Below are 22,167 nucleotides of genomic sequence, written 5' to 3' on the forward strand. Positions count from 1 at the left end.
CGTGGCTGCACGCTAGCGAAATGAAGTGAAATGGGTAGGGGTGCTAACCTATTAGCGATCGCGCCTTCAATACTTTTGAAGGATGCACTGCAAGTCTTCTAGCGAGTATCTCTAAACAGGACACTCACTTAAAATCATCAAAACGCATGGCTGACCTTTTAGAAACTGCCACTAATGAAGGATCTTTCAAAACTCTGGTTAATGCTCTTGAGGCTGCTGGTCTGTTTGAGATTCTCAAGAGTCCAGGACCCTATACTGTCTTTGCTCCAACCGACGAAGCATTTGCCAAAATTCCAGAGGATACACTGGCTTCTTGGATGGACAACATCCCCAAGCTGAAGCAAATTTTAATGTATCACGTCCTGTTTGGGGATGTTAGAACTGATAACTTCGTCGAGATAGATTCCGCTGAGACAGTTGAGGGCGGCATTCTGGGGATTGATAGCACCGACGACGGTTTTAAAGTGAATGATGCGAAGGTGCTAAAAACAGATATCCTTACCGATAACGGCGTCATCCATGTCATTGATTCAGTACTTACACCGACGATAATGTCTAAATAGGCACTAATTTCTGCTGCTAACTTCTGTCTTCAGACAGAATTTATTGACCAAAAACTGGGTAATGGTAAGACAAAAGCAAATTTGGAGTCAGTGCGATCTAAACGACATCGTAAAAATTTAAAATTCGATTTGCTGACATAAAAAAGGAGGCACCTTTGCAAAGGTGCCTCCTTTTGATTTGGGCGATCGCCAAGGAATGTGGATTAAATAATTGGTCAAATTCACATTCTGTAAGGGCATAGCACAAACAGGCCCCTACGCAGGCAATTAAAGGTTAATCAATCCACCCTTCTTGGCAAACATTCGCGAAATTTGTTTAACCCAGGATGCATCCACTACGCGCTGGCAAATGCAAGGACAGATGGTTGGATTCTCCCTCACCGCTCCATGACACCTCGGCAGTGCCATACAATTGCTGATTAGGCTTGGATTGTAGCCCCGTCACCTCAAAACTCACATGATCTGCTGGTGCCGTCCCCACGTTAATGGCAACAATCAGTTCCTCATCTCCCAATTTCCGAGCAAAGACGTAAACTGTTCCTTCCGCAAACAGAACGTGGTAAGAACCTGTACGCAAGGCAGGATATTGGTGACGCAGGGCGATGAGTTGCTTGTGATAATCTAGAACATCACGCTCCCAGTGAGCTTCCATCGGAAAACCCCGACGCGAATCCGGATCGAGTTTTCCCGGTAATCCCACTTCATCACCATAGTAGATGCTGGGCGCACCGGGATAAGTCAATAGCAGCAATGTTGCTAGTTGAACACTCTCCTTATCACCGCCTGCAATAGAAATCAGTCGCGCCGTATCGTGGCTAGCTAGCAAATTCAACTGAGTCAGTTGAATATCCCACGGATAAAAATCCAACAATTGCTGGATTTTTTCGGCATACTCTGGTGCAAAGAGGGGCGGGTAGGGATGGTAAGAGCGATCTTTCACTTGCTCAATGTCTACCCGATCGCCTGCGGCAAAAGCAATCGTCGGCGCAGCAAATAAATAGTTCATTACCCCGTCAAACTGAGTCCCATCCAGCCACTCGCGGGAATCTCCCCAGACTTCGCCCACGATGTAGGCTTCCGGGTTAATGGCTTTTACGCGATCGCGAAATTCCTGCCAAAATCCTTGAGCCTTAATCTCAAACGGCACATCCAAGCGCCAGCCATCGATGCCGAATTTAATCCAATATTCGGCAATCTCCATAATATATTCCCGCACTTCAGGATTTTCATGGTTGAACACTGGTAGCGCCCGATTTCCGTCCCAGCCCTCATAATTCGCCGGAAAATCGCCGTTATACGCTGATAAAGGCCAGCCTTCAATCTTGAACCAATCCACCCAAGGCGAATGGGGGCCATTTTCCAGAACATCGTGGAAAAAGAAAAAGCCCCGACTAGAGTGATTAAACACCCCATCCAGTACAACTTTGATATCCCGTTCGTGGGCAGCTTCCAGCAACTCCCGAAAAGCGCCATTCCCCCCCAACATCGGATCGACCTGATAATAGTCGTGAGTGTGATAGCGGTGATTGCTAGCCGATTGAAAGATGGGGGTAAAGTAAATCGCATTAATCCCGACATCCTGCAAGTAATCCAGCTGTTCCATCACCCCCCACAAATCACCGCCCTTGTACCCTTGAAGCGTCGGTATTTCGTGCCAATCTTCCCATCGGGTATCCTTCAAAAGCCGCTTGTGAGAATGCTTCGTTTTAGCAAAGCGATCCGGAAAAATCTGGTAAAAAACTGCGTGTTTAACCCAATCTGGCGTCTGTATCTGCATAAACTCCTTCCTAGCCCTTCACCGCTAAGGTACAGCCCCTGGCAGCTTTTCGCTTCTCACCTCTGGAAGATAATCCTTAGTTACAGAATGCCCAACAGCGAAATCCAACTTTATCTTTTTGTACTCTTTAGGCATCAGATATTTCTGCCTAAATTTTAATATGCGTTACTAAAATACAAAATTCCTGTTTGATTTTAAGCAGATTTTAGTTTTACCAAGTCTCTATTCAACCTTAAAAAGCCAACATCTCATTAAATCAGCAGTGGAGTTGAAATAATAGAAATTACAGGAAATAATATCGGTGGGGACATAGTTAGTAGGGATGAAAGACATAAAACAAGGTAGATAAGGTCACGAGTGGTAGCGATTTTACAGGTGCTAGCATTGTGGGCAATGTTATCGTTCAGGTAACAAATACTATTCCGCAACTCCAGGAAATTAATACTGCTGATAGCAATAATTTGGAGAAGATTTTGGCAGAATTGTAACAATCAATTAAAACTGATTCCACCCTTTCTAACAATGCCAAGAAAGATGTTTTGGACGCTGTGGGAACTATAGAATAAGAGGCGAACAAGCCACCGGAAGACGGGGGCTTAACTTTGCTCGATGGCTGTGAATGTCCTTAAGGGTGTTGCTAGTGCTGTTACGGATGCCAGTAAACTAGCTGAAGTCCTCAAAACTTATCTGCCAACTCTTACAGGAATTCTAAGCATTTAGACTATTTTGAAGTTCCTGTCAGTTTTGAATTCTTAAATCAGAAACTTCAAAGATGCGATCGCACTCCCCACCGAATCAAGAGCGCGATCGCTCTTTTAGTCTATCCCTCTGGGTGGAGAGGACAGCCCGAAACAGTCTTGGTATCCTAGAAAGCGAATGGCTGAAACTCAAGAGCGATCGCGCTAGAAAGACAAAAGCGAAACGAGCGGCTGTTCAATTGGTTTAAACATATAAAAACTAAACTTCCAGATTTCTTTATAAATATTTAAACTTTAGAAAATTATCTACTTTAGTTTGGAGGTAAAATGAGTATTTCTTGCAGCAGTTCGCTCGGATGGTAGAGGGACTTTTGTATCCTATGCCCCTAAACTAGAACCGTCAGATGATATAGTTATCCTCTTATGTTGTCCTGTCAGCACCCCCTTCTTCGTGTTCTTGTTGTTGATGACCACGAGCTAACTCGTTTTAGCCTGAAATTAGCATTCCAGAGTCAGGCAAACATCGAGTTAGTTGGATTGGCTAGTAACGGTCAAGAAGCCGTTGAGATGGTCGAGCGTCACCACCCTGATGTGATTATTCTCGATCTACAAATGCCAGTTTTAGACGGTTTGAGCGCATCTACCCAGATCAAGCACATCGATCCGCACGCTCAGATTATTGCCTATTCCTCAGTCGAAGACCCGCAGATTGAGGTGATGAGCCAAACCGCCAGAATTGATGCTTTTTGTAAAAAAGACACCGCTACTCAAGAGCTGATTGCTCTAGTCAAGCAGCTTGGGCAGCGGGCAGTCAGTCATTAGAAAGGGGCGCAAGTAGCGATCGGTGTCCTTGCCGTAGCCTCTTGGCTAGAGTTCAGCTCGGCAAGGCGTTAGTTTCTAGTTGGCATCTGCCTCTGGGAAGGTGCGCCGAAATTCATCAATCAGGTCATCAATTTCTTCGAGTGCCTGATTAACATCAATTCGTAGAGTTCCCAGGTTTGGTTCCTCCAGAAGCCTTACCAGTGACTCACGCTTGAGTTCAATCTGGCTAATCCATTGCTTGAGTGTTTGTGGGTCCATTGTTTGCTTCCTCTGTCGATTATTTATTTACAATAATTAATCCTAGCGAAGGAAAGGAGGACGTTTCGGATCGGTAGGTTTATTTTTAATCACTTCAGAAATAAACCGCTTCAGCGCCTTCTCTCGATTTTTCATAAAAGCCGACCAAAATCCTGGTTGAAACTCATCCATTGTTTTGGCTAAAGCCCAAACATCTACAGCCAAGATGTTATAAAGCGTTTCATCTTCCTGCTTCAGCGTTTTGAGTTGCTCCAGGATGGCTTTACTCTTTTTTGTAGCCCCGGAATTGTCTTCTTGAATCATTTTATTATCTCAGTTATGAATTGATGGCAGCGGGCAACAGCGACTTATTTTGATAATAGGGGTTCCTTTTGTAAACGCCCTGAGTTATGAATTACGGTTGGTTGATGGGCTACTTTACAGACTCTGCACTCATTCGTCAAGGGCTATCAAATTAGCGAGACTTCTTCAGCTTCGTGCTTCCCAATCGCGACCCAAAGCAAGGCACATAGTTTTAACAAAAATCTCACCCATACTAGAGATGTTACCCAGTGCCAAGGATAATAAAGCTGAAGAGATTGTCAATTGGGTATCCTAATTAAAATGTTACGTCAAACTTCTTTGGGAACGTTGGGTTTAAGTGTTGGTGGCGTTTTATTTCTGGCGGGACTGGTCGCTTACGTTACCGACAACCCGACGCTGAATTTAGCCGGATTCTTTTATGGGGTTCCCCTGTTGCTGGGAGGGCTTGCCCTCAAAGCCTCAGAACTTACACCTGTACCGTTCACCAAACCTACTTCCAAGGACATACTGGCACTCCGAGAACAGCAAGCAACCGCAACTCAAAACCAAATTCGTCTAGATGTCACCCGCTATCGCTACGGTCAAGATGCTCATCTCGATAGCTCTTTGAGCAGCTTGGGGCTGAGTCCAACCGATGAAGAAAGACCTGTGCTAACAGGATTACACGAAACTGCGATCGATGGGGCTTACGCTTTAGTGTTGGAATTTGAGTCGCCGCTCTTCCCTCTAGAGGTTTGGCAACAGAAGCGGGAGAAAATAGAAGGGTTTTTTGGCCCTGGTGTGCGCGTAACCGTGACTCAACCAGCTGAACAACGTGTTGATGTGGCGCTAATTGCTACACCCTAAACGTAGGGGCGGAGGAACTCCGCTCTTATTTTTCTAAACGCACGACATACCACTGTAAAAATTGTCCTGGCCCCATATCTAATTCGCAGGACGTTTCTAGCAGGTATTCAGCTTGAGCTTCTACTGAAGGAAATTTTTGCAAATCTGGCGGTAGGTTATCTTGACGAGTTGCCAAAATTGCCTTCAGTTTTTCTAACATTTCTGCGGGAGTGAGGAATTGCTCTGGTTGGTTGGGTTCCAGAACAACGAAGGCATCTTGTCGATACATCAAGGAATCTGGCATTTTAAGTTTTTTCCCAAAGAAGACATCTTGCACAAGTGTATCGTCCTTGACGATAGCTAAAAAGATGACATTGTCCAATTAGGAGATGGTTTTTTCTAGGGGCAACTTACTGAGGGATTGTCTCGAAAATAAATAGTTTTTCAAGGTGCAACGCCAAAAAAATAGCCGCTGAGTGGAGGGTAGGATTCTACTGAAGACCACTCAGCGGTTAGATAACTAAATTAGGCTATCGTTTCTTACCCAGGCTCAAGACCCTTCAGGAGGGCAAGGGCAAGATTAGTTCACGTTAGCGTGGTTGGCTTCAGGCGTTGACTGACTGGTCAATTCTGGAGTCGTATTGGTGCCGCCTAAATTGAGTTTGACGACGGTACGCCGCGCTTCCGTGACTTTCGGCAGGGTTAATGTCAGGATGCCATTCTGGAAGTCAGCCTTGGCTTGGTCATTCTGAATCGGCACTGGTAGAGGAATCACCCGCTGGAAGCTACCATAGCGGAACTCGGAGCGGAAGAAGCCTTTTTCTTCATTCTTCTTCTCAAAGCGATGTTCGCCGCTAATGGCGATCGCTTCACGAGTGATTTGGACATCAATGTCCTTACCTTCTACGCCTGGAATTTCAGCCCGCAGGATCAGATGGTCTTCAGTGTCTTGGAGTTCAATGGCAGGCTTCCAAGTTGTGCTGTACTGGCGAGAAGCTACGCGATCGCTTCCAGCAAGTTCATCAAACATTTGATCCATTTGACGACGCAGAGTTTCCATTTCTTGGAAGGGTTGCCAACGAATCAGTGCCATAAAACAGTTACCTCCAATTTGCAGTGACTAAATGCTTGAATTGAAATTTGTTCAATGGGATGAAGCTTTTAGTTCCCACGTTTTTATAATGTCAAAACAGTCTGGTTACGTCAGTGAGGAAAACCGAATTGCCTTTTGGGGGATTTTCCCGACTTCTGGAAGAAGGCGAAAAATAACCGCTGAGTTGCTGATGCTCAGCGGTTGAGTGGTTAAACTAAGAAGTTTTCGCGGCTACGGATTAACCGAAAATTATCTGGATTAATCCCAGACGCTAGCCGGTTCAGCACTCTCAGTTGCTTCGGGCTTCTTCGTGTCAGCAACGGGTGCGTCAGTGACTTCTGGAGCCGCACTGGTGCTATCTGCTAGATTGAGCTTGACTACGCGATCGCGAACTGACGTTACTTTGGGCAGCGTCAGCATCAGGACGCCATCCTTAAATTCAGACTGGACGCGATCGTTGTGAATCGCAACAGGTAGAGAAATTACTCGCTGAAAGTTTCCGTAGCGGAACTCAGAACGGACGTAACCGCCTTCTTGTTCTTTCTTTTCGTAGCGGCGTTCGCCTGTAATCACAACCGCTTCACGAGAAATGCGGATATCAAGGTCTTTGGCTTCGATGCCAGGAATTTGTGCCCGCAGGATTAAGCTATCCTCTGTATCTTGCAGCTCAATCGCAGGCTTCCAGGTGATTGGAGCATCCCGATTAACGCTTGCCAGTTCGTCAAACATTCGATCCATTTGACGGCGCAGGGTTGCCATTTCTTGAAAAGGTTGCCAACGAATCAGTGTCATAGTCGATTCCCAAGGGTTAAAACTTCTCTGTGTCGAACGCTGGAATTGAATTTTGTTCAACTGAGTTAAGCCTTTCGTTCACACTTCTTTATGATGTCGAACGCACCCCAGCTTTGCCGGTGAGGCAAACCGCCTTGAGACAGAGGGATTTCCCCGCCTTTGTCGGAAAGTCGCAATTAGGGGCAATCTATTACAGAGTTTGAAGTTCTGTGGCCTTTTGCAGAGGCGTCTATGCGCCTGCGGTAAACTAAGCCTTGATTCTAGTGTCATTAGTAGAGAACACTCAGAAAGGAGCCGTTTTTCGATGTCTCATACCGTTAAAATCTATGACACCTGCATTGGATGCACCCAATGCGTTCGCGCTTGCCCAACGGACGTCCTAGAGATGGTTCCCTGGGATGGCTGTAAAGCCCAACAGATTGCCTCATCTCCTCGGACTGAAGATTGTGTAGGTTGCAAGCGGTGCGAAACTGCCTGTCCTACCGACTTTTTGAGCATCCGAGTTTATTTGAGCAATGCTGAAACGACTCGCAGCATGGGCTTGGCATACTAACAAGCTGGCTTGAAAACACTTTTTATCATTCCGATTCCAAGGCATCGAGGGGGCAAATTGCTCCCTCTTTTTTACGGAACAAGAGCGCGATCGCCCGTAACCAATACAATGTTGTTGACCTTGACGTTCCTGGGATAGCCCAGTAGCTTTTTAGTTTAAGTGTGAACAGGAGTGTTGTGATATATGTGCGGAATCGTTGGCTATATTGGCACTCAAGCGGCGACAGAGATTTTGCTGGCAGGCTTGGAAAAACTGGAGTATCGGGGCTACGATTCTGCCGGTATCGCCACAGTCTTGGAAGGTGACATCCACTGTGTGCGGGCAAAGGGCAAACTCTACAACCTGCGCGAAAAGCTACAACGAGAAGTCAATCCGGCGACGATTGGCATTGGACACACCCGTTGGGCGACTCACGGCAAGCCAGAAGAATACAACGCCCATCCCCACACAGATACGGCGAAGCGAATCGCGGTAGTCCAAAACGGGATTATTGAAAATTATCGGGAATTGCGAGAAGAACTCAAAGCCAAGGGACACGAGTTTCGCTCAGAGACGGATACCGAGGTGATTCCCCACTTAATCGCCGAACTAATGGCACAGCAAGCGCAGCAAGCAGCGGCGACCGCTCAACCGTTTCCGTTTTTAGAGGCGGTGCGGCAGGCGGTGACGAAAACTGGGACGGACACGGAGTTGATTCCCCAGTTAATCGCTGAATTAATGGCACAGCAAGTACACAACTCAGCTTCGATGCCTCAACAGTTTCCGTTTTTAGAGGCAGTGCGGCAAGCAGTCACGAAGGCGGGGACAGACACGGAGGCAATCCCCCAATTAATGGCTGAAGTGATGTCACAGCAGGTGCAAAACTCAGCGGTGACAAATCAGCATTCTTCCTTTTTAGAAGCGGTACGGCAGGCAGTGAATAAACTGGAGGGAGCGTTTGCGATCGCGGTTATCTGTGCCGACTATCCCGATGAATTGATTGTGGCACGGCAACAAGCTCCCCTCACCATTGGTTTCGGTCAAGGAGAGTTTTTCTGCGCCTCTGATACTCCGGCGCTGGTTCCCCACACTCGTGCCGTCCTGACCCTGGAAAATGGCGAACTGGCAAGAATGACCCCGATTGGGGTTGAGGTGTACAATTTCGCAGGCGATAGGCTGAAGAAAAGTCCCCGGACGCTGAGTTGGAATCCCGTACAGGTGGAAAAACAGGGATTCAAACACTTTATGCTCAAGGAAATTTATGAGCAACCGGGAGTGGTTCGCGCTTGTTTAGAAGCTTACCTAAACGCAGACTGGAACGCCGACTCTGGTCAATCTCCCATCAAACTAAATTTACCCGCGTCACTGTACGAAAATTTAGAACACGTTCAAATTCTTGCTTGCGGTACCAGTTGGCACGCCGGACTGGTAGGTAAATACCTGCTGGAACAGTTAGCGGGAATTCCGACCATCGTGCAGTATGCCTCTGAGTTTCGCTATGCACCCGCGCCTCTCACTGCCAATACGCTGACAATTGGCGTGACTCAATCTGGAGAAACAGCGGATACGCTGGCGGCTTTGGCAATGGAATCCCAGCGTCGTGCCAGTCAGCCGCCCCAGTTTCAGACGCGATTGCTAGGGATTACCAATCGTCCTGAAAGCACTTTGGGGACGATGGTGCCCCAGATTATCGAAACCCATGCGGGAATTGAAATTGGAGTAGCTGCGACAAAAACCTTTGTTGCCCAGCTGATGGCGTTTTACTGTTTGGCGCTGGATTTAGCTTATCGGCGTCAGACGGTATCGGCAATTCGGTTAGAGCAAATTTTAATTGGCTTACGACAGTTGCCAGCGCAGATTGAACTAATTTTAGAAAGTCAGGAGCGTTATATTGAGCATCTGACTCACGATTTTGCCGAAACAAAAGATTTTATCTTTTTAGGACGGGGGATTAATTTCCCGATTGCGTTGGAAGGGGCGCTAAAATTGAAAGAAATCAGCTATATCCACGCCGAAGGTTATCCCGCTGGAGAGATGAAACACGGCCCGATTGCATTGTTGGACGCGAAAGTGCCCGTAGTAGCGATCGCCATGCCGGGGACTGTTTACGAAAAAGTCCTCTCAAATGCTCAGGAAGCAAAAGCGCGGGATTCCCGCTTAATTGGTGTGACGCCGATGAACGACCCAGAAGCAGCGGAAACATTTGATGATTTGTTGCCCGTTCCTGCTGTGGAAGAGTTGCTTTCTCCGATCCTCACAGTAATTCCGTTGCAACTGTTGGCTTATCACATTGCAGCGCTTCGCGGCTTAGATGTAGATCAGCCTCGGAATTTGGCAAAATCGGTAACAGTGGAATAAGCGGCTAGAGCGCGCTCATTTTTTTGTACAAGGAGAATAGTTAGCTGAACTAGAGAATAATTAGTTGAACTGGAGAATAATTAGCTGAACTGAGCTGAATGTTCAAGAACAGCATTCAGTTCTGAGAAGTGAGGCGCTCGCTTAAACTTTTACGTTGCTACTAGTTCAAGCAAGTGCCTCAGCTTTTGGAGACCAAACCAGCTTCTACCATGAGCGATCGCGTCACTATCACCAAGTGACTAAATTTCTATTTGGCTCACCTCTTGAGCTTCAACAAGCGGCACATAAATGGGGATATTAGCTTCTACAGCCTCAAAACTGACAACCAGAGAGTACGGAGCTGTAGCATCTGGATCATTGTGCCTCAAAACTGAAGGCGAAAACATTTGTGCAATTCTCAGGCAACAGGGTTGTCGCTGCACCAAACAAACCCGTCGCCTCTCCTGGAAAATCACGGCTGAGGGTGTTTCCTACGTCCTTACCTGGCTACCCGCACCAGTAGGGGATTGGAGCGTCATTCCCCAAGACGATTCCCCAGCACGCGAACAACTGGTGTCAGTTGTGCAAAACGCTTTGATTAAAGGAGAAAAAGCTTCGACTTCTCAACCAATCTCTTCAATCGAAGACCTTCATCGTCCTTGGGCGATCGCACGGATTTTGCCCGACGCTCGACACTACATAGTGGCGTGTTTCTTCAACCGCCAGGATGCCGACGCTCAAGAGCGTTTTGCAATGATTTATGCTAGCGGCAGCGTTCGAGATTGTGTTTGACTCACCTGATGAGGGAGAGCAAGAAATTGAGATTAAACCTTAAGCCTCTTAAGCAAATTCTCTTAACGATTTTGGAGCTACCCTGCAACTGCATTCGGTTATAGCGGTTCTCGAATCACTAAGGTACACTACAAGCCCTTGACTTTTGCTGACTTACGGCTGTTGCTGTATTTCATCTATTTGAGAACTGCTAAACGCTTATACACCTATTCCTGAAGCTCAAGATTGGTTGTCATCTTGCGATGTTTTGTATTGCTCAGAATAGAATCTCTGCAACGCTCGCAAAAAGTCTTTAATTTTAGCGTTATCTTCTGAATCTTGCGGTCTCTGAAATAATTCCAACGCGAGTTCAGAATCACTATTATCTATTGGAGAAATTTTAGTATTGTAAGAATAGCTTCCTGATAAAAAGCTTAAGGAAGAATCAGTTACATGCAAGAAGCATCCTTCAGAATCTAACAATCTCTCATTCAATTTCTTTTTGACTAAATCAGCGGTAGTGGCCTCAGTATTTTCTTCAATAATGAGATGGACTGTAATTTCATTTCGCTTGGTTGTCTCATTTAGCTTAGGCTGAAATACTTTAATTAATGCGCCTTGGATAACTGACAATAAACTTACCTCACTACACTCTACTCGGCAGAGGCGAATATTATCCTCTTTGGCTTCGAGTTCTTGCAAAACTGAAGATCGCAGAGGGTTCATTTTTAACTCCGCAGTATTTCCTATGTAAAGGACGCGATCGCCTTCCAGAACTAAGTAGATGGCTGGATAGTCTGGCAAGGAGTGGCGTTGAGTAAGTGATTGTGGCAGGAAAGCTGTAGTAGAAAGCAGCCCACGCCCAATTTGCTCGACAATCTCTGATCTAGAGAGTCGCAGTTTGGCAGCCAAGGTATCAAGTCCTTCTATAGCTTTGGGCGTTAAGGAGAGGTTGACTGGCTTTTTCAATTCGTCATGCAGTTCAGGGACTCCTTTGGCTTTCTTACGTCCTCTTGGCATGAGCTTCTCTCACCCTTATGCTTTCTGCTGTTTTTCTAAGCATAGTAGCTAGTGCTGCTTTTGTCCCCAAGCCAGGACAAATATTGAAGTTTTTTCAGATACTGCGTATAATTTACGCATACTCAAAAGTTAAATAGATAAGCTTCATCTGTTACTGCCCACTCACCAAGATCGATTAGCAGAAGTTTTGCCCCAGTTCCTAAGAGCTTCAGAAGCAATTTTCTTTCCAGCTCCCCCGCTCACTCGCTGATAACTACTGCTGAGTTATTTCTACCAGCCTCCCCTAGTAAAGCTTGCAGTCTTGCCGAGGTAAATCTTAGTACTTGCTAATTCAATCAGCTTCATTAGTTAGATAGCAGCAAGTTTTGAGTAATACAACACAGGGTAATCGTATGGCTAAACGAAAAAGGCAAACAGATCAGACAGTCATTGACAAACGCATTAGTGACGGTCGCGGTCAAGGCAGAGGTTCTGACTACAAACCCTGGTTGCTAGTTCAAGATGTTTCCTCCCAAGGGCTGGCAACACGCATCAAGGGCTGGAAAACCAAGCGAGTCCATCACTTTCTGAGTAACCTTGAACTCAGCTATTTTTACATACTCGAATGGTCACTCATTGTCTTTGATATCCGGGAGCAATATCCCCTACTCCCTTTAGAAGAAACGCTCGCCATTGCTGAACAATGTGGCATCCGTCACCCCACAGATCCAAAAACCAAAGAACCCATTGTCATGACAACGGATTTCTTCATTACTGTTCCCCAGAATATTGCGGTAATCGAACAAGCTCGGACACTCAAGACTGCTAAAGATTTGCAGTCCAAACGAACGGTAGAGAAACTAGAAATTGAACGCTGTTACTGGCAAAACAGGAATATTGATTGGGGAATTGTTACCGAACAAGAAATTCCTCAAGCACTCGCTAAAAATGTTGCCTGGTTGCACACTTTTTTCCGCATTGAAGACCTCTCACCTCTATCAGAAACTGAGATACGTCACATTGCAACTGCGCTAACTCTGAGAATGGCTCAAGGAAATGCAGTACTAACTGACCTGACTGCGGAATGTGATGGCAATCTCGGACTAAAACCAGGTACTGCTCTATCAGTTTCTCGTCATCTAATCGCTAATCGACGGTGGTTGGTAGACATGAATAAACCCATCCAACCTAGCAAGTCTTTACTTCTTCTAACTACCCCGTTAGTAGAGCCATTCCAGGCAGCAGGAGGTGCTGGATGAGCTTATGTTTGAATATGCTGATGGAATGGCAAAGGGATGAGGCTGAGCCATGCATCGAACGCTTACTGTGGCTTGACCCCTCTGGTACTGACGCGGTAACAATTGAGATTAACAACCGAAAGGCTCTCCCAAAATGGCAAAAATCAAAGGAGTTAGAGGTAGCAATCACAGCCAAGGAAGTTCGTATCTTGGAAGTTGACCCATATGCAGCACTTCTTCGACCTGAAAGTGCAATTCCTGAAAGCCATCGACAGCATAGGGATCGGGCATGGGAAGCGATTGCACCACTGGTCGAAGGAGAAGCTGAGAAGGTGTTTAATCCGAGCGATCGCGGCCCTCTTGTTGAGGCAGCGGTAGAACGGACAGGACATTCAAAGGCGACAATTTACAGTTACCTGAGGCGCTACTGGCAGGCAGGAAAAACAAAAAATGCCCTCCTTCCTCTATTTGACAAGCGTGGCGGAAGAGGTAAGCAGCGTCAGAGTCACGGTCGCAAACGCGGTCGCCCTAGTAAGCTTGCCAAGGCAATAGAGATACCCCTTGGAGTCAATGTTGATGATGAGATTCGGCAAAGCTTTCGCCGTGGTCTCAAATTGTTTTACGAGAACCAAAAAGGGAGAACCCTGAAAGATGCCTATCAGCTAACGCTGGAAAAATTCTTTCACAAGGGTTACGAAATGCAGGATGGAGTACTAGTGCCTGTCTTACCACCTGCTACCGAACTACCCAGCTTTGCTCAATTCCGCTACTGGTACGAAAAAGAGAGCGATATCACTCAAGTACAAATATCCCGTAAGGGCGAACGTCGATTCAACTTACGTCACCGAGCTGTACTTGGAGATTCAACCCAGATGGCATTTGGTCCGGGGTCACTCTACCAAATTGACGCAACGATCGGTGACATCTATCTGGTGAGTTCTCTAGACCGAAACCGCATTATTGGTCGCCCTGTAATCTACGTTGTCATCGACACCTTTAGCCGACTGATCGCAGGATTTACTGTCAGCTTGGAAGGACCGAGTTGGTTGGGTGCCATGTTGGCTCTCGAAAATGCCACTCTCAATAAGGTGGCTTTTTGCCAAGACTTGGGCATTCAGATTGATGAAGCCGATTGGCCTAGCCATCATCTCCCTGAAGGAATCCTGGCAGATCGAGGCGAACTTGAAGGTTACAACGCCGACAATCTTGTCAATGCCCTTAACGTCCTGATATCCAACACGCCCCCCTATCGAGCGGACTGGAAAGGCATTGTTGAACGAAACTTCCGCTTAAGCAATGACAAGATGATTCACTGGATGCCTGGAGCGGTCAACCGCAATCGCGAACGGGGTGATAAAGACTATCGGCTCGATGCCGTTCTCGATCTCCACCAGTTCCGACACCTGATAACTTTGTGCGTCCTGGAACACAATAATAACCACCGCATGAACTGGTATCGCCTGGACGAGTTCATGATTCAGGAGCGCGTTGACCCTTACCCGATTGAACTCTGGAATTGGGGAGTCAAAAACCGGGTTGGTCATCTCCGCACAATGGCACCGGAAATCATCCGCTTAAACCTGCTTCCGGCAGCAGAAGCTTCCGTCACATATCGAGGTATCTACTATCAAGGCTTATACTACACCTGCGAACTAGCGCTGCGCGAACAATGGTTTGTCAAGGCTAGGGCAAAGGGTAGATGGAAGATTCCGATTGCCTACGAGCCTCGTAGACTTGACAACATATACCTGCGTCTCAATGGTGGTATGCGTCTGGAATCGTGTCACCTAATCGACGCCGAGAAGACACTCAAAGGTCGAGATTGGTATGAAATTGTTGACTATTTTGAGCGGCAAAAACAGTCCGAGCAAGCTTCTAGGACACGGAAACAGCAATCCAGTGCTGCTTTTCACGCTCAAGTAAGCCAGATTGTTGACCAAGCCACAGAGCAGACTGAGAAAGCATCTACAGTCCAGAGCAAGCGATCGCGCATCCAGGGAATTCGGAGAAATCGAAAGTCAGAACGCGAACACGAACGAGAGGCTGGAGCTTGGCAATTGGGAATAGATGAGATTTCTAAACCACCAGGGCAAATAATTCCGTTGCCATCAGTTGCTCAACCTGAAGAGGATGACGAAGGTTATGTGGCACCACCCAAGCCCATTGACAAGTTACGCAAACTGCGGGAGAAGAACTGGAACAATGACTAATAGTAATTCAGAACCATCGCTGTTAGTCAGTAAGGGAGCGGTTGAACCAGCCTCATACCGTGACCCACAAATTTCCAGCTATCGTGGTAATCCACTTATAGAAGCATTACCCCCAATTCTCGCAGAAGAAGAAGCGATGATGCTTCTAGCACACTATCCAAGTTATGACCAAAACGAGCGTACTCTGCCTAACCACTTGCGTTTTCATCTAGTGCGGAACGCATTGAAATTCGTTGAACCCCTTCCAATTCATTTGGATTTAGAGCAGCGCTTTTCTTGCATGATTCGGACAGGATACGAGGCTCGCAATCCGTTAACGCCTGAGTTCCGCAGAGACTTCCAAAAGCGATTAAATGCTTTAGATTCTGATGGATTTTCTCAAAATCATCTACGTTCAACAGCTACAGGTTTTACGATTATCGGCATCAGCGGTGTAGGTAAAACAACTGCGGTGGAGGCAATCCTGTCTCTTTATCCTCAAGTGATTGTTCATAGCCACTATGACAACCGAGATTTCACGCTAATGCAAATTGTGTGGTTGAAGCTAGACTGTCCCTTTGATGGTTCAATTAAAGGTTTGTGCCTAAACTTTTTTCAAGCGCTTGACGATCTTCTAGGAACTAACTACTCCAAAAATTATGGTAGAGGCCGCTTTACAGTAGACCAGTTAATACCATATATGGCTCGTGTAGCTTCCCTCCACTGTATCGGAGTCTTGGTAATTGACGAAATTCAACACTTGAACGAAGCAAAAAGTGGTGGCTCCCAAAGAATGCTCAACTTCTTCGTTCAACTAGTCAACACCATTGGTATTCCCGTTGTTCTAGTAGGAACTTATAAAGCCATGTCTATTTTGAGTGGCGAGTTCCGCCAAACCCGTCGAGCTAGTGGTCAGGGGGATTTGGTTTGGGACAGGATGGCACAAGATGATGTTTGGGAGTTATTTGTCGAATCACTTTGGCGATACCAGTACATTAGCAAACCTTGTCCGCTGAAGCCAGAGCTAAGTCATGTTCTCTATGACGTAACTCAAGGAATTACTGACTTTGCCGTTAAGGTCTATATGTTGGCACAAGTCCGGGCGATCGCAACTGGAAAAGAGGTTGTGACCGAAAGCATTATCCGGTCAGTAGCAAAGGATAGTCTTCGTCTTGCACAGCCGATTTTGTCAGCTTTAAGAACAGGTGATATCCGATTCCTCCAAAGTGTGGAAGATGTCTATCCAATCGACATTACATCCTTCCTAGAAGAGGCTCAAAAGAATACCAAAATTGTAGGTCGCCTCCGTTCTTCACCCATGATTGAGAAAAGCTTGACAGATTCTGAAGAAGAGGTCGAGGTTAGCTTCCAAAATCTAGCTCCTGATTCGCCTCTAGTAAAATCAGCAACCAACGCAATAAATATTGCTACTCTTGCCAAAACTGAAACTAAGAAGCGGCAGAGAACACTTCGTAAAACAGCCTCCAAGAAGGATGGATTGATTAAGGTTGTGGCTGTTGGAGAGAAGCGAGGAATTGCGGCCTATGAAGCTCTCCAGCAAGAAGGCTACATTCGACCCGCCACTGAGTATCTTTTGGATGAGGTAACAGTATGATTGGTTTCTTCCCCGCTCCCTATCCAGATGAACTGCTTTATAGTGTTTGTGCGCGATATCAAGAGCAAGTGCAGTATCACAGCAGTAGGCATACCATTGAGGAACTGTTTGGAGCTGGAACTCAGACAGTAGTGGTCGCGATACCTAACCACCTCGGTAGACTTATTTCAGTCTTACCACATGGGCATCACTATACAGTTGATCGATTGATAGACAAAAATACGCTATTGCCCTTTTTCAGTCCATTCCTTGAGCTTAAACGCATCACTCTTCTTCGGGAAAATATGCAAGGAGACACGGGAAAACTAGCTCAGATGCACTTGGGCTTCATCAATAGCAGCATTCGCTTACCAGAATGGTTTCGTTTCTGTCCGTTGTGTGCAGAGGAGGAAAAGAAGCAGTTGGGCGAATGCTATTGGCATCGACTCCATCAATTACCTGGTGTACAAGTCTGTCCTATTCATAAAGTTTTTCTGGCAAATAGCGAAGTACGTACACGAAGCCAGAGATTGAGATATGAACTAATTTCTGCTGAAAATGCAGTAGAGGTAGCACGGTCAAACCCTTTAGATTTATCAAATTTACGCCACAAAGCTCTCCTGAAGATTGCCGACGATGCTATCTGGTTACTCAGTCAGCCTAGCTTAATTTCAGAATTTAGTTTTGTAAAGGATCGTTATTTGTATCTCCTAAAGAAACGAGGCTTGGCCAACTATACAGGTATAGTTCGTGTGAATGAATTACTGGAGGCTTTTAGAAACTATTACCCCGCTGATTTTTTAAAGCTGCTTAATTGTGAAATTGACGAAAAGAAAAATAATAATTGGTTATTTGCCCTGGTGCGACCGTCAGTTAAATGGGTGCAGCCTCCCTTATACCATCTACTGCTGATCCAATTCTTGGGATACACAGCAGAGCAATTTTTTACGCTTACAGAAGAAGTGTATAGCCCCTTCGGAGAAGGACCGTGGCCTTGCCTTAATCCAGTTTGTGAGCATTTTAGACAACCATACATAGAAGATATTAGTTATAGGTGTCAAGGAAATAAAGTTATAGGCACTTTTAGCTGCGCCTGCGGCTTTATTTATAGCCGGAATAGTCATAATCAATCATCGGATGATTGCTTTCGATTTAGCCGAGTGAAATCTTATGGCTGGTTATGGGAAGATACATTAAAGCAGCTATGGAACGACTCGGCTGTTTCAGTAAGTGAAATAGCACGTTGCTTAGGAGTTAAGAGAGAAACAGTTAAGAGTCAAGCTGGCTACTTGGGGCTTTCATTCCCTCGGCTAGGTCCGATTGCCAAGGTAAAGCCCCTAAATCGGGTGGTATCACCTCGATCGAAAAATATTCAAGCGCCTAGACTAAACAAGGTGAAGAATAATCGAAACAAAGGGTTATCATCTGGAGGAAAATACGCGGAATTTTGCCCCTTCGGACAGGGTCCCTGGCCTTGTCTGAATCCGGTTTGTGAACATTTCCGACAACCACAAATAAAGGACATCACGTACAAGTATCAAGGAGGCAGATGCTCAGGGATTTTCAGTTGCATCTGTGGCTTTGTCTATTTCCGAACTAAGGCCGGGAAAGTTCCCGAAGACCCCTTTCGATTTAGTCGGGTGAAATCTTACGGCTCCCTATGGGAGAACGCTTTGAGACAGTTATGGAATGACTCTGCACTTTCGCTAAGCGAGGTAGTACGTCGCCTTGGGGTTGACGACCAAGCAGTTAAGCGTGAAGCTATCCGTCTAGGACTTTCTTTTCCTCGAATTGCTCCATCTTGGACAGTAGAGCAAGGAAGTCAAAGTTTATTTTCTCGTTCCAGAGATAGCAAGATTTTACAAAACAAGTTAGAAATCTATCGAAGCGAATGGATCGCTGCTGTAGAGGAATATCCAGAAGCAGGACGAAGCTTTCTGCATAAAAAATTTCAACGTATTTACGCTTGGCTTTCTAGAAATGATAAGGAATGGCTTATAGCTCATTTACCATCACCTCAGAAAAGAGAAAGCTCTTTGAAGTCTTTAAGTGCGTCTCGTGTGGACTGGAAAAGCCTTGATACTCAACTTGCAGAGGCTGTGAAGTTATCAGCCTTGGCACTCAAGAATACGGCTACACGTCCTGTGCGAGTAACAAAAATAGCAATAGCTAATGATTTAGGGCGGCTAAGTTTAGGCAAATGGATAAATATCCCAAAGAAACGACAATTTGATAAACTACCACTGACAGCTAACGCTCTGGCTGAGGCAATTGAGACAGTTGAAGACATTGCTATCCGTAAGATCTGGTGGGTTACAGATTGTTACCGTCAAGAGAGAATACATCCAACGTGTTCACAATTGAGAAGGCGAAGTGATGTGGCCTTAGAGATAGCGAAGTTGCTACCAGTGAAAAATGCACTCGATGCTGCTTGGCAATCTTTGGAGTCGTTAGACATTATTGGCAATGCCGAAATACTATCAAGTGATGAAACATAATCATTACATAGGTAGAAGGGTCATTAGCTACTTTCCTGACCCTGCCCCAGATGAATTGCTCTACAGTGTCTGTGCACGGTTTCAAAACCAAGTGCAATATTCAGATCAAAAATTTGTGGTGAAGGAACTATTCGGAACCTCAAATGCTATAGCAGTTGTTGACCTACCTTCTCATCTTGATAGTCTGATTGCTGCTTTACCTCTGGGAAATCGTTACAGTGCTGATCGCCTGATTGATAACCAAACGCTGTTGCCTTTTTACAGCCCTTTTCATCAACCCGCTCGGGTGGAACGATTACGGGAAGATCTGCGAGGAAACGGTAAAATCTCAGTTCCTGGGCGTTTGGGCATTATGGCTAATAGCGTTCCAACACCTGCATGGCTTCGCTTTTGCCCGCTGTGTACAGAAGATGATGAAAGGCAGTTTGGCGAAACGTACTGGCACCGTATCCACCAAGTTCCGGGTGTTAAAGTTTGTCCAGTCCATGCTGTCTTTTTGGAGAACAGCAAAGCTCAAGTGCTGCATCGAAAAACTCGTCATGAGTATATCTCAGCTCAACAAGCAATCTACACCACTTCACCACGTTCCTTGACACTTTCAAATCTCTCTCATGTAGCTTTGTTGAAGATTGCTCGCGATGCCGCTTGGTTGTTGAATCAGCAAAGTTTGGCTCCGGGACTTGAATCTTTTCGGAACCGTTACCTACCTTTGCTAGCTGACCGTGAGCTGGCAACCTATAGTGGCAGGGTTTACACGAGTCGATTGCTAGATGCCTTTCAGTTTTACTACTCTGAGGAGCTTCTGAGGCTACTTCATTGTGAGATTGATCAACAAAGTCAGCATAACTGGCTGTTTCGACTAGTTCGCTCTCCTAAAAGCGCACAGCATCCTCTACACCATCTGCTGCTCATACAGTTTCTCGGACACACAGCCGAATCTTTCTTCCAACTTCCTGCTGAGTATCAGCCCTTCGGTCGTGGCTCATGGCCTTGCCTGAATCCGGTTTGCGAGCAGTTCCGGCGACGACGCATTAAGAACTATCGCTTATCCTATAGCCAGGAGAATGGCAGACCTATCGGCACATTTAACTGTCATTGCTGTGGCTTTGTTTATTCGCGGATTGGTCCAGACCAGTCTATGGAGGATTGGTATCGCTACAGCCGAGTAGAATCTTACGGAGGTGTTTGGGAATCAACCCTCAAGGATTGGTGGGCAGACAAAGGAGTCAGTCTGCGCGAGATTGCACGGCGGTTGGAAGTTGACCCTCATACTGTTAAAAGCCATGCTACTCGCTTAGAATTGCTATTCCCCCGTCCAACTAAAAGACCAACGCAGCAACCTACAGAACAACTAACTACTGAGCCAGGAAATGCTGTAACAATTGACCAAAATGAGTTGGAAATGAACCGTGCGGCTTGGCTCTCTTTGAGAGAAGACAATCCAGAAGCAGGCGGGAAGTTATTGCGGAGCCTATTACCGCGTGTTTATATCTGGCTCTACAGGAATGACAAAGAATGGCTGAAGGCGTATATGCCTCCTCGTAAGCCAACAGTTAGCCCATCTCGTGTTGATTGGGAAAGCCGTGATACCCAGTGGGCTATAGCAGCAAAACTCTCAGCAGAGCACTTGAAGAATGCTCCCGGACGCCCTGTACAAATAACTGTAGCTGCGATCGCTAGAGATATCGGTCAATTGGCAAACATCCAGAAACACCTTGATCAGCTTCCCCTAACGGCACAGGTTCTGGCGGAGGTGGTTGAGACTCGTGAACAGTTTGCCGTGCGTCGGGTGGAGTATGCTGCTGAACATTTTCGTCAAGAGAATGTTTGTCCCCAGCGGTGGCAGTTAGTGCGTCGAGCAGGTTTACGTCCGGACATGGAAGCGACACAGCAGGTGAAAGAAGCGATCGCAACAGCTTTGGCATCTTTAGACCCACTAGGTGTAGTTCAAACAGATGAGTTAATTTAGCTTCCCAATTCATCTAAGTAATTGTTCTTGAATGGAAGTCTAACGGCTACCGAGCTGTCACCACCTTATGCTTTCAAAGCTGCGGCAAGAACCAGGTCTAGAGCAAGTGTTGGCAGGAAGTAAGGTAGAACGAGCGATGTGATGTATCGCGATCGCTATCTGAAGGGTAAGGAAGCCGAAATTCTGTTAGACCTGTTATGAGAGGAACTCGCTCCCAGCGCTGAAGTGAAAACCTGGGTGTTAGAAAGTGCTAAGGAGCAGTCTGCCTCTGAACGAAAATCGGACCTAGAAGCTGTCTTTAGAGAAGTGGAAGAGATGGGAGTCTCTTGTCAAGCGATCGTGCAGCCTCAACACCACTCCAAAAACTTTCCCCATCCCCGTATCCTGGAAATTCATAGACAGGATGGACCGCACTAAAAAGTCGTGTTTGATATGGGACTCGACTTTCGCAATGTATTCTGTGACTAAACCTACCTATGTGGTCGTTACCTCCCGTTAGATGGATGGGTGCATCTACTGGCAGTAGCCTGTAAATAAAAATTACTACTCAGTGACACCGGAATTGTACTGAGGCTAGATTGATGCAGGACTTTCCAGTCTTTGATTAATGGCGATTTCTATTTATATGAGGACAGATAAAGACTGTGAAAACTGATAGGGCAGTCGATTGCTCATTATTTTATCGAATTTTTCCGGTTAACTATAGACAATCAATGAAAAATTTTTATTAGCTAACTTCCTGGAAGGAAAGAATTTTTGGTAGATGCTTTTTTTGAAGCATTGGAAGGAACTCTCGTAAGGGAGTTTCTGTGTATTTATAGCGATGAATCAATTGCCAGAAAACCATCATTAATGTTGTTCAGAACATTGGCAGTATACACGGTAGTGAGATTACCTGAGTCGATGCTG

The 22,167-nt window shown here is 46.0% G+C and carries 20 protein-coding genes; 13 read left to right on the forward strand and 7 right to left on the reverse strand.

The window, feature by feature from the left end; translation table 11 throughout:
- Window positions 1–146 precede the first annotated feature (146 nt).
- Window positions 147–563 (forward strand): fasciclin domain-containing protein, encoded by a 417-nt coding sequence (locus NDI44_RS06750; protein ID WP_190410504.1) that lies wholly within the window; start codon window positions 147–149, stop codon window positions 561–563.
- A gap of 316 nt (window positions 564–879) precedes the next feature.
- On the opposite strand, the gene NDI44_RS06755 is transcribed toward NDI44_RS06750, so the two are convergent.
- Window positions 880–2,340 (reverse strand): glycoside hydrolase family 13 protein, encoded by a 1,461-nt coding sequence (locus NDI44_RS06755; RefSeq protein ID WP_190410505.1) that lies wholly within the window; start codon window positions 2,338–2,340, stop codon window positions 880–882.
- Window positions 2,341–3,112: 772 nt separating this feature from the next.
- On the opposite strand from NDI44_RS06755, the gene NDI44_RS06760 reads away from it, so the two are divergent.
- A complete protein-coding gene (locus NDI44_RS06760; protein WP_190410506.1) occupies window positions 3,113–3,286 on the forward strand; it encodes a hypothetical protein in 174 nt (57 codons plus the stop codon).
- A 175-nt stretch (window positions 3,287–3,461) separates the two neighbouring features.
- Window positions 3,462–3,860, forward strand: a complete 399-nt coding sequence (locus NDI44_RS06765; protein ID WP_190410507.1) for a response regulator transcription factor — start codon at window positions 3,462–3,464, stop codon at window positions 3,858–3,860.
- A 75-nt stretch (window positions 3,861–3,935) separates the two neighbouring features.
- Here NDI44_RS06765 and NDI44_RS06770 read toward each other — a convergent pair whose 3' ends face one another.
- Both NDI44_RS06770 and NDI44_RS06775 read right to left on the reverse strand, forming a co-directional pair.
- Window positions 3,936–4,118 (reverse strand): hypothetical protein, encoded by a 183-nt coding sequence (locus tag NDI44_RS06770; RefSeq protein WP_190410508.1) that lies wholly within the window; start codon window positions 4,116–4,118, stop codon window positions 3,936–3,938.
- Between the two features lie 42 nt (window positions 4,119–4,160).
- Complete coding sequence (locus tag NDI44_RS06775) at window positions 4,161–4,421, reverse strand: hypothetical protein (RefSeq protein ID WP_190410509.1); 261 nt, start codon at window positions 4,419–4,421, stop codon at window positions 4,161–4,163.
- A gap of 300 nt (window positions 4,422–4,721) precedes the next feature.
- Between NDI44_RS06775 and NDI44_RS06780 the strand changes: the two genes are divergently transcribed.
- On the forward strand, window positions 4,722–5,267 hold the full coding sequence (locus tag NDI44_RS06780) for a DUF2854 domain-containing protein (RefSeq protein WP_190410510.1): 546 nt from the start codon (window positions 4,722–4,724) through the stop codon (window positions 5,265–5,267).
- A 25-nt stretch (window positions 5,268–5,292) separates the two neighbouring features.
- Here NDI44_RS06780 and NDI44_RS06785 read toward each other — a convergent pair whose 3' ends face one another.
- On the reverse strand, window positions 5,293–5,550 hold the full coding sequence (locus NDI44_RS06785; RefSeq protein ID WP_190410511.1) for a chlororespiratory reduction protein 7: 258 nt from the start codon (window positions 5,548–5,550) through the stop codon (window positions 5,293–5,295).
- A gap of 276 nt (window positions 5,551–5,826) precedes the next feature.
- On the reverse strand, window positions 5,827–6,339 hold the full coding sequence (locus NDI44_RS06790) for an Hsp20/alpha crystallin family protein (protein ID WP_190410512.1): 513 nt from the start codon (window positions 6,337–6,339) through the stop codon (window positions 5,827–5,829).
- A 31-nt stretch (window positions 6,340–6,370) separates the two neighbouring features.
- Here NDI44_RS06790 and NDI44_RS06795 point away from each other — a divergent pair, with 31 nt between their 5' ends.
- Entirely contained in the window at window positions 6,371–6,544 is a 174-nt protein-coding gene (locus NDI44_RS06795; protein WP_190535014.1) for a hypothetical protein, read from the forward strand.
- A 53-nt stretch (window positions 6,545–6,597) separates the two neighbouring features.
- On the opposite strand, the gene NDI44_RS06800 is transcribed toward NDI44_RS06795, so the two are convergent.
- Complete coding sequence (locus NDI44_RS06800; RefSeq protein WP_190410513.1) at window positions 6,598–7,131, reverse strand: Hsp20/alpha crystallin family protein; 534 nt, start codon at window positions 7,129–7,131, stop codon at window positions 6,598–6,600.
- A 304-nt stretch (window positions 7,132–7,435) separates the two neighbouring features.
- Between NDI44_RS06800 and psaC the strand changes: the two genes are divergently transcribed.
- The 3 genes from psaC to NDI44_RS06815 all read left to right on the forward strand — a co-directional run bounded on the left by psaC (window position 7,436) and on the right by NDI44_RS06815 (window position 10,792).
- Window positions 7,436–7,684 carry a photosystem I iron-sulfur center protein PsaC gene (gene psaC / locus NDI44_RS06805; protein ID WP_089128523.1) on the forward strand — a complete coding sequence of 83 codons (249 nt, stop codon included), beginning with the start codon at window positions 7,436–7,438 and terminating at the stop codon, window positions 7,682–7,684.
- Between the two features lie 183 nt (window positions 7,685–7,867).
- A complete protein-coding gene (gene glmS, locus NDI44_RS06810; protein ID WP_242036947.1) occupies window positions 7,868–10,021 on the forward strand; it encodes a glutamine--fructose-6-phosphate transaminase (isomerizing) in 2,154 nt (717 codons plus the stop codon).
- A 288-nt stretch (window positions 10,022–10,309) separates the two neighbouring features.
- Window positions 10,310–10,792 carry a hypothetical protein gene (locus NDI44_RS06815; protein ID WP_242036948.1) on the forward strand — a complete coding sequence of 161 codons (483 nt, stop codon included), beginning with the start codon at window positions 10,310–10,312 and terminating at the stop codon, window positions 10,790–10,792.
- A 219-nt stretch (window positions 10,793–11,011) separates the two neighbouring features.
- Here the strand turns inward: NDI44_RS06815 and NDI44_RS06820 are convergent, their stop codons facing one another.
- Window positions 11,012–11,740 carry a ribbon-helix-helix protein, CopG family gene (locus NDI44_RS06820; protein ID WP_199304710.1) on the reverse strand — a complete coding sequence of 243 codons (729 nt, stop codon included), beginning with the start codon at window positions 11,738–11,740 and terminating at the stop codon, window positions 11,012–11,014.
- A gap of 443 nt (window positions 11,741–12,183) precedes the next feature.
- Here NDI44_RS06820 and NDI44_RS06825 point away from each other — a divergent pair, with 443 nt between their 5' ends.
- Genes NDI44_RS06825 through NDI44_RS06845 form a run of 5 tightly spaced genes read left to right on the forward strand, consistent with a single transcriptional unit; the run spans window position 12,184 to window position 21,258 of the window.
- On the forward strand, window positions 12,184–13,029 hold the full coding sequence (locus NDI44_RS06825) for a TnsA endonuclease C-terminal domain-containing protein (RefSeq protein ID WP_190410515.1): 846 nt from the start codon (window positions 12,184–12,186) through the stop codon (window positions 13,027–13,029).
- Complete coding sequence (locus NDI44_RS06830; RefSeq protein WP_190410516.1) at window positions 13,026–15,218, forward strand: DDE-type integrase/transposase/recombinase; 2,193 nt, start codon at window positions 13,026–13,028, stop codon at window positions 15,216–15,218. Before NDI44_RS06825 ends, NDI44_RS06830 begins: the two co-directional genes overlap by 4 nt.
- Window positions 15,211–16,812, forward strand: a complete 1,602-nt coding sequence (locus NDI44_RS06835) for an ATP-binding protein (protein WP_190410517.1) — start codon at window positions 15,211–15,213, stop codon at window positions 16,810–16,812. The genes NDI44_RS06830 and NDI44_RS06835 overlap by 8 nt, the downstream gene beginning before the upstream one ends.
- Window positions 16,809–19,289 carry a TnsD family Tn7-like transposition protein gene (locus NDI44_RS06840; RefSeq protein WP_190410518.1) on the forward strand — a complete coding sequence of 827 codons (2,481 nt, stop codon included), beginning with the start codon at window positions 16,809–16,811 and terminating at the stop codon, window positions 19,287–19,289. Before NDI44_RS06835 ends, NDI44_RS06840 begins: the two co-directional genes overlap by 4 nt.
- Window positions 19,279–21,258: a TnsD family Tn7-like transposition protein gene (locus tag NDI44_RS06845; RefSeq protein ID WP_190410519.1), complete on the forward strand. Its 1,980-nt coding sequence runs from the start codon at window positions 19,279–19,281 to the stop codon at window positions 21,256–21,258. The genes NDI44_RS06840 and NDI44_RS06845 overlap by 11 nt, the downstream gene beginning before the upstream one ends.
- Window positions 21,259–22,167: the final 909 nt, after the last annotated feature.

Source organism: Trichocoleus sp. DQ-A3 (assembly GCF_039961975.1).
Lineage (GTDB): Bacteria > Cyanobacteriota > Cyanobacteriia > Cyanobacteriales > FACHB-T130 > FACHB-T130.

Excerpts from the sequence above, each read along its gene's own strand:
- psaC (WP_089128523.1), top strand. The coding sequence starts at position 7,436 with ATGTCTCATACCGTTAAAATCTATGACACCTGCATTGGATGCACCCAA.
- NDI44_RS06835 (WP_190410517.1), top strand. The coding sequence starts at position 15,211 with ATGACTAATAGTAATTCAGAACCATCGCTGTTAGTCAGTAAGGGAGCG.
- NDI44_RS06765 (WP_190410507.1), top strand. The coding sequence starts at position 3,462 with ATGTTGTCCTGTCAGCACCCCCTTCTTCGTGTTCTTGTTGTTGATGAC.
- NDI44_RS06775 (WP_190410509.1), bottom strand. The coding sequence starts at position 4,421 with ATGATTCAAGAAGACAATTCCGGGGCTACAAAAAAGAGTAAAGCCATC.
- NDI44_RS06785 (WP_190410511.1), bottom strand. The coding sequence starts at position 5,550 with ATGCCAGATTCCTTGATGTATCGACAAGATGCCTTCGTTGTTCTGGAA.
- NDI44_RS06845 (WP_190410519.1), top strand. The coding sequence starts at position 19,279 with ATGAAACATAATCATTACATAGGTAGAAGGGTCATTAGCTACTTTCCT.
- NDI44_RS06790 (WP_190410512.1), bottom strand. The coding sequence starts at position 6,339 with ATGGCACTGATTCGTTGGCAACCCTTCCAAGAAATGGAAACTCTGCGT.
- NDI44_RS06800 (WP_190410513.1), bottom strand. The coding sequence starts at position 7,131 with ATGACACTGATTCGTTGGCAACCTTTTCAAGAAATGGCAACCCTGCGC.
- NDI44_RS06755 (WP_190410505.1), bottom strand. The coding sequence starts at position 2,340 with ATGCAGATACAGACGCCAGATTGGGTTAAACACGCAGTTTTTTACCAG.
- glmS (WP_242036947.1), top strand. The coding sequence starts at position 7,868 with ATGTGCGGAATCGTTGGCTATATTGGCACTCAAGCGGCGACAGAGATT.
- NDI44_RS06840 (WP_190410518.1), top strand. The coding sequence starts at position 16,809 with ATGATTGGTTTCTTCCCCGCTCCCTATCCAGATGAACTGCTTTATAGT.
- NDI44_RS06795 (WP_190535014.1), top strand. The coding sequence starts at position 6,371 with ATGCTTGAATTGAAATTTGTTCAATGGGATGAAGCTTTTAGTTCCCAC.
- NDI44_RS06825 (WP_190410515.1), top strand. The coding sequence starts at position 12,184 with ATGGCTAAACGAAAAAGGCAAACAGATCAGACAGTCATTGACAAACGC.
- NDI44_RS06815 (WP_242036948.1), top strand. The coding sequence starts at position 10,310 with ATGGGGATATTAGCTTCTACAGCCTCAAAACTGACAACCAGAGAGTAC.
- NDI44_RS06760 (WP_190410506.1), top strand. The coding sequence starts at position 3,113 with ATGCGATCGCACTCCCCACCGAATCAAGAGCGCGATCGCTCTTTTAGT.
- NDI44_RS06750 (WP_190410504.1), top strand. The coding sequence starts at position 147 with ATGGCTGACCTTTTAGAAACTGCCACTAATGAAGGATCTTTCAAAACT.
- NDI44_RS06830 (WP_190410516.1), top strand. The coding sequence starts at position 13,026 with ATGAGCTTATGTTTGAATATGCTGATGGAATGGCAAAGGGATGAGGCT.
- NDI44_RS06780 (WP_190410510.1), top strand. The coding sequence starts at position 4,722 with ATGTTACGTCAAACTTCTTTGGGAACGTTGGGTTTAAGTGTTGGTGGC.
- NDI44_RS06770 (WP_190410508.1), bottom strand. The coding sequence starts at position 4,118 with ATGGACCCACAAACACTCAAGCAATGGATTAGCCAGATTGAACTCAAG.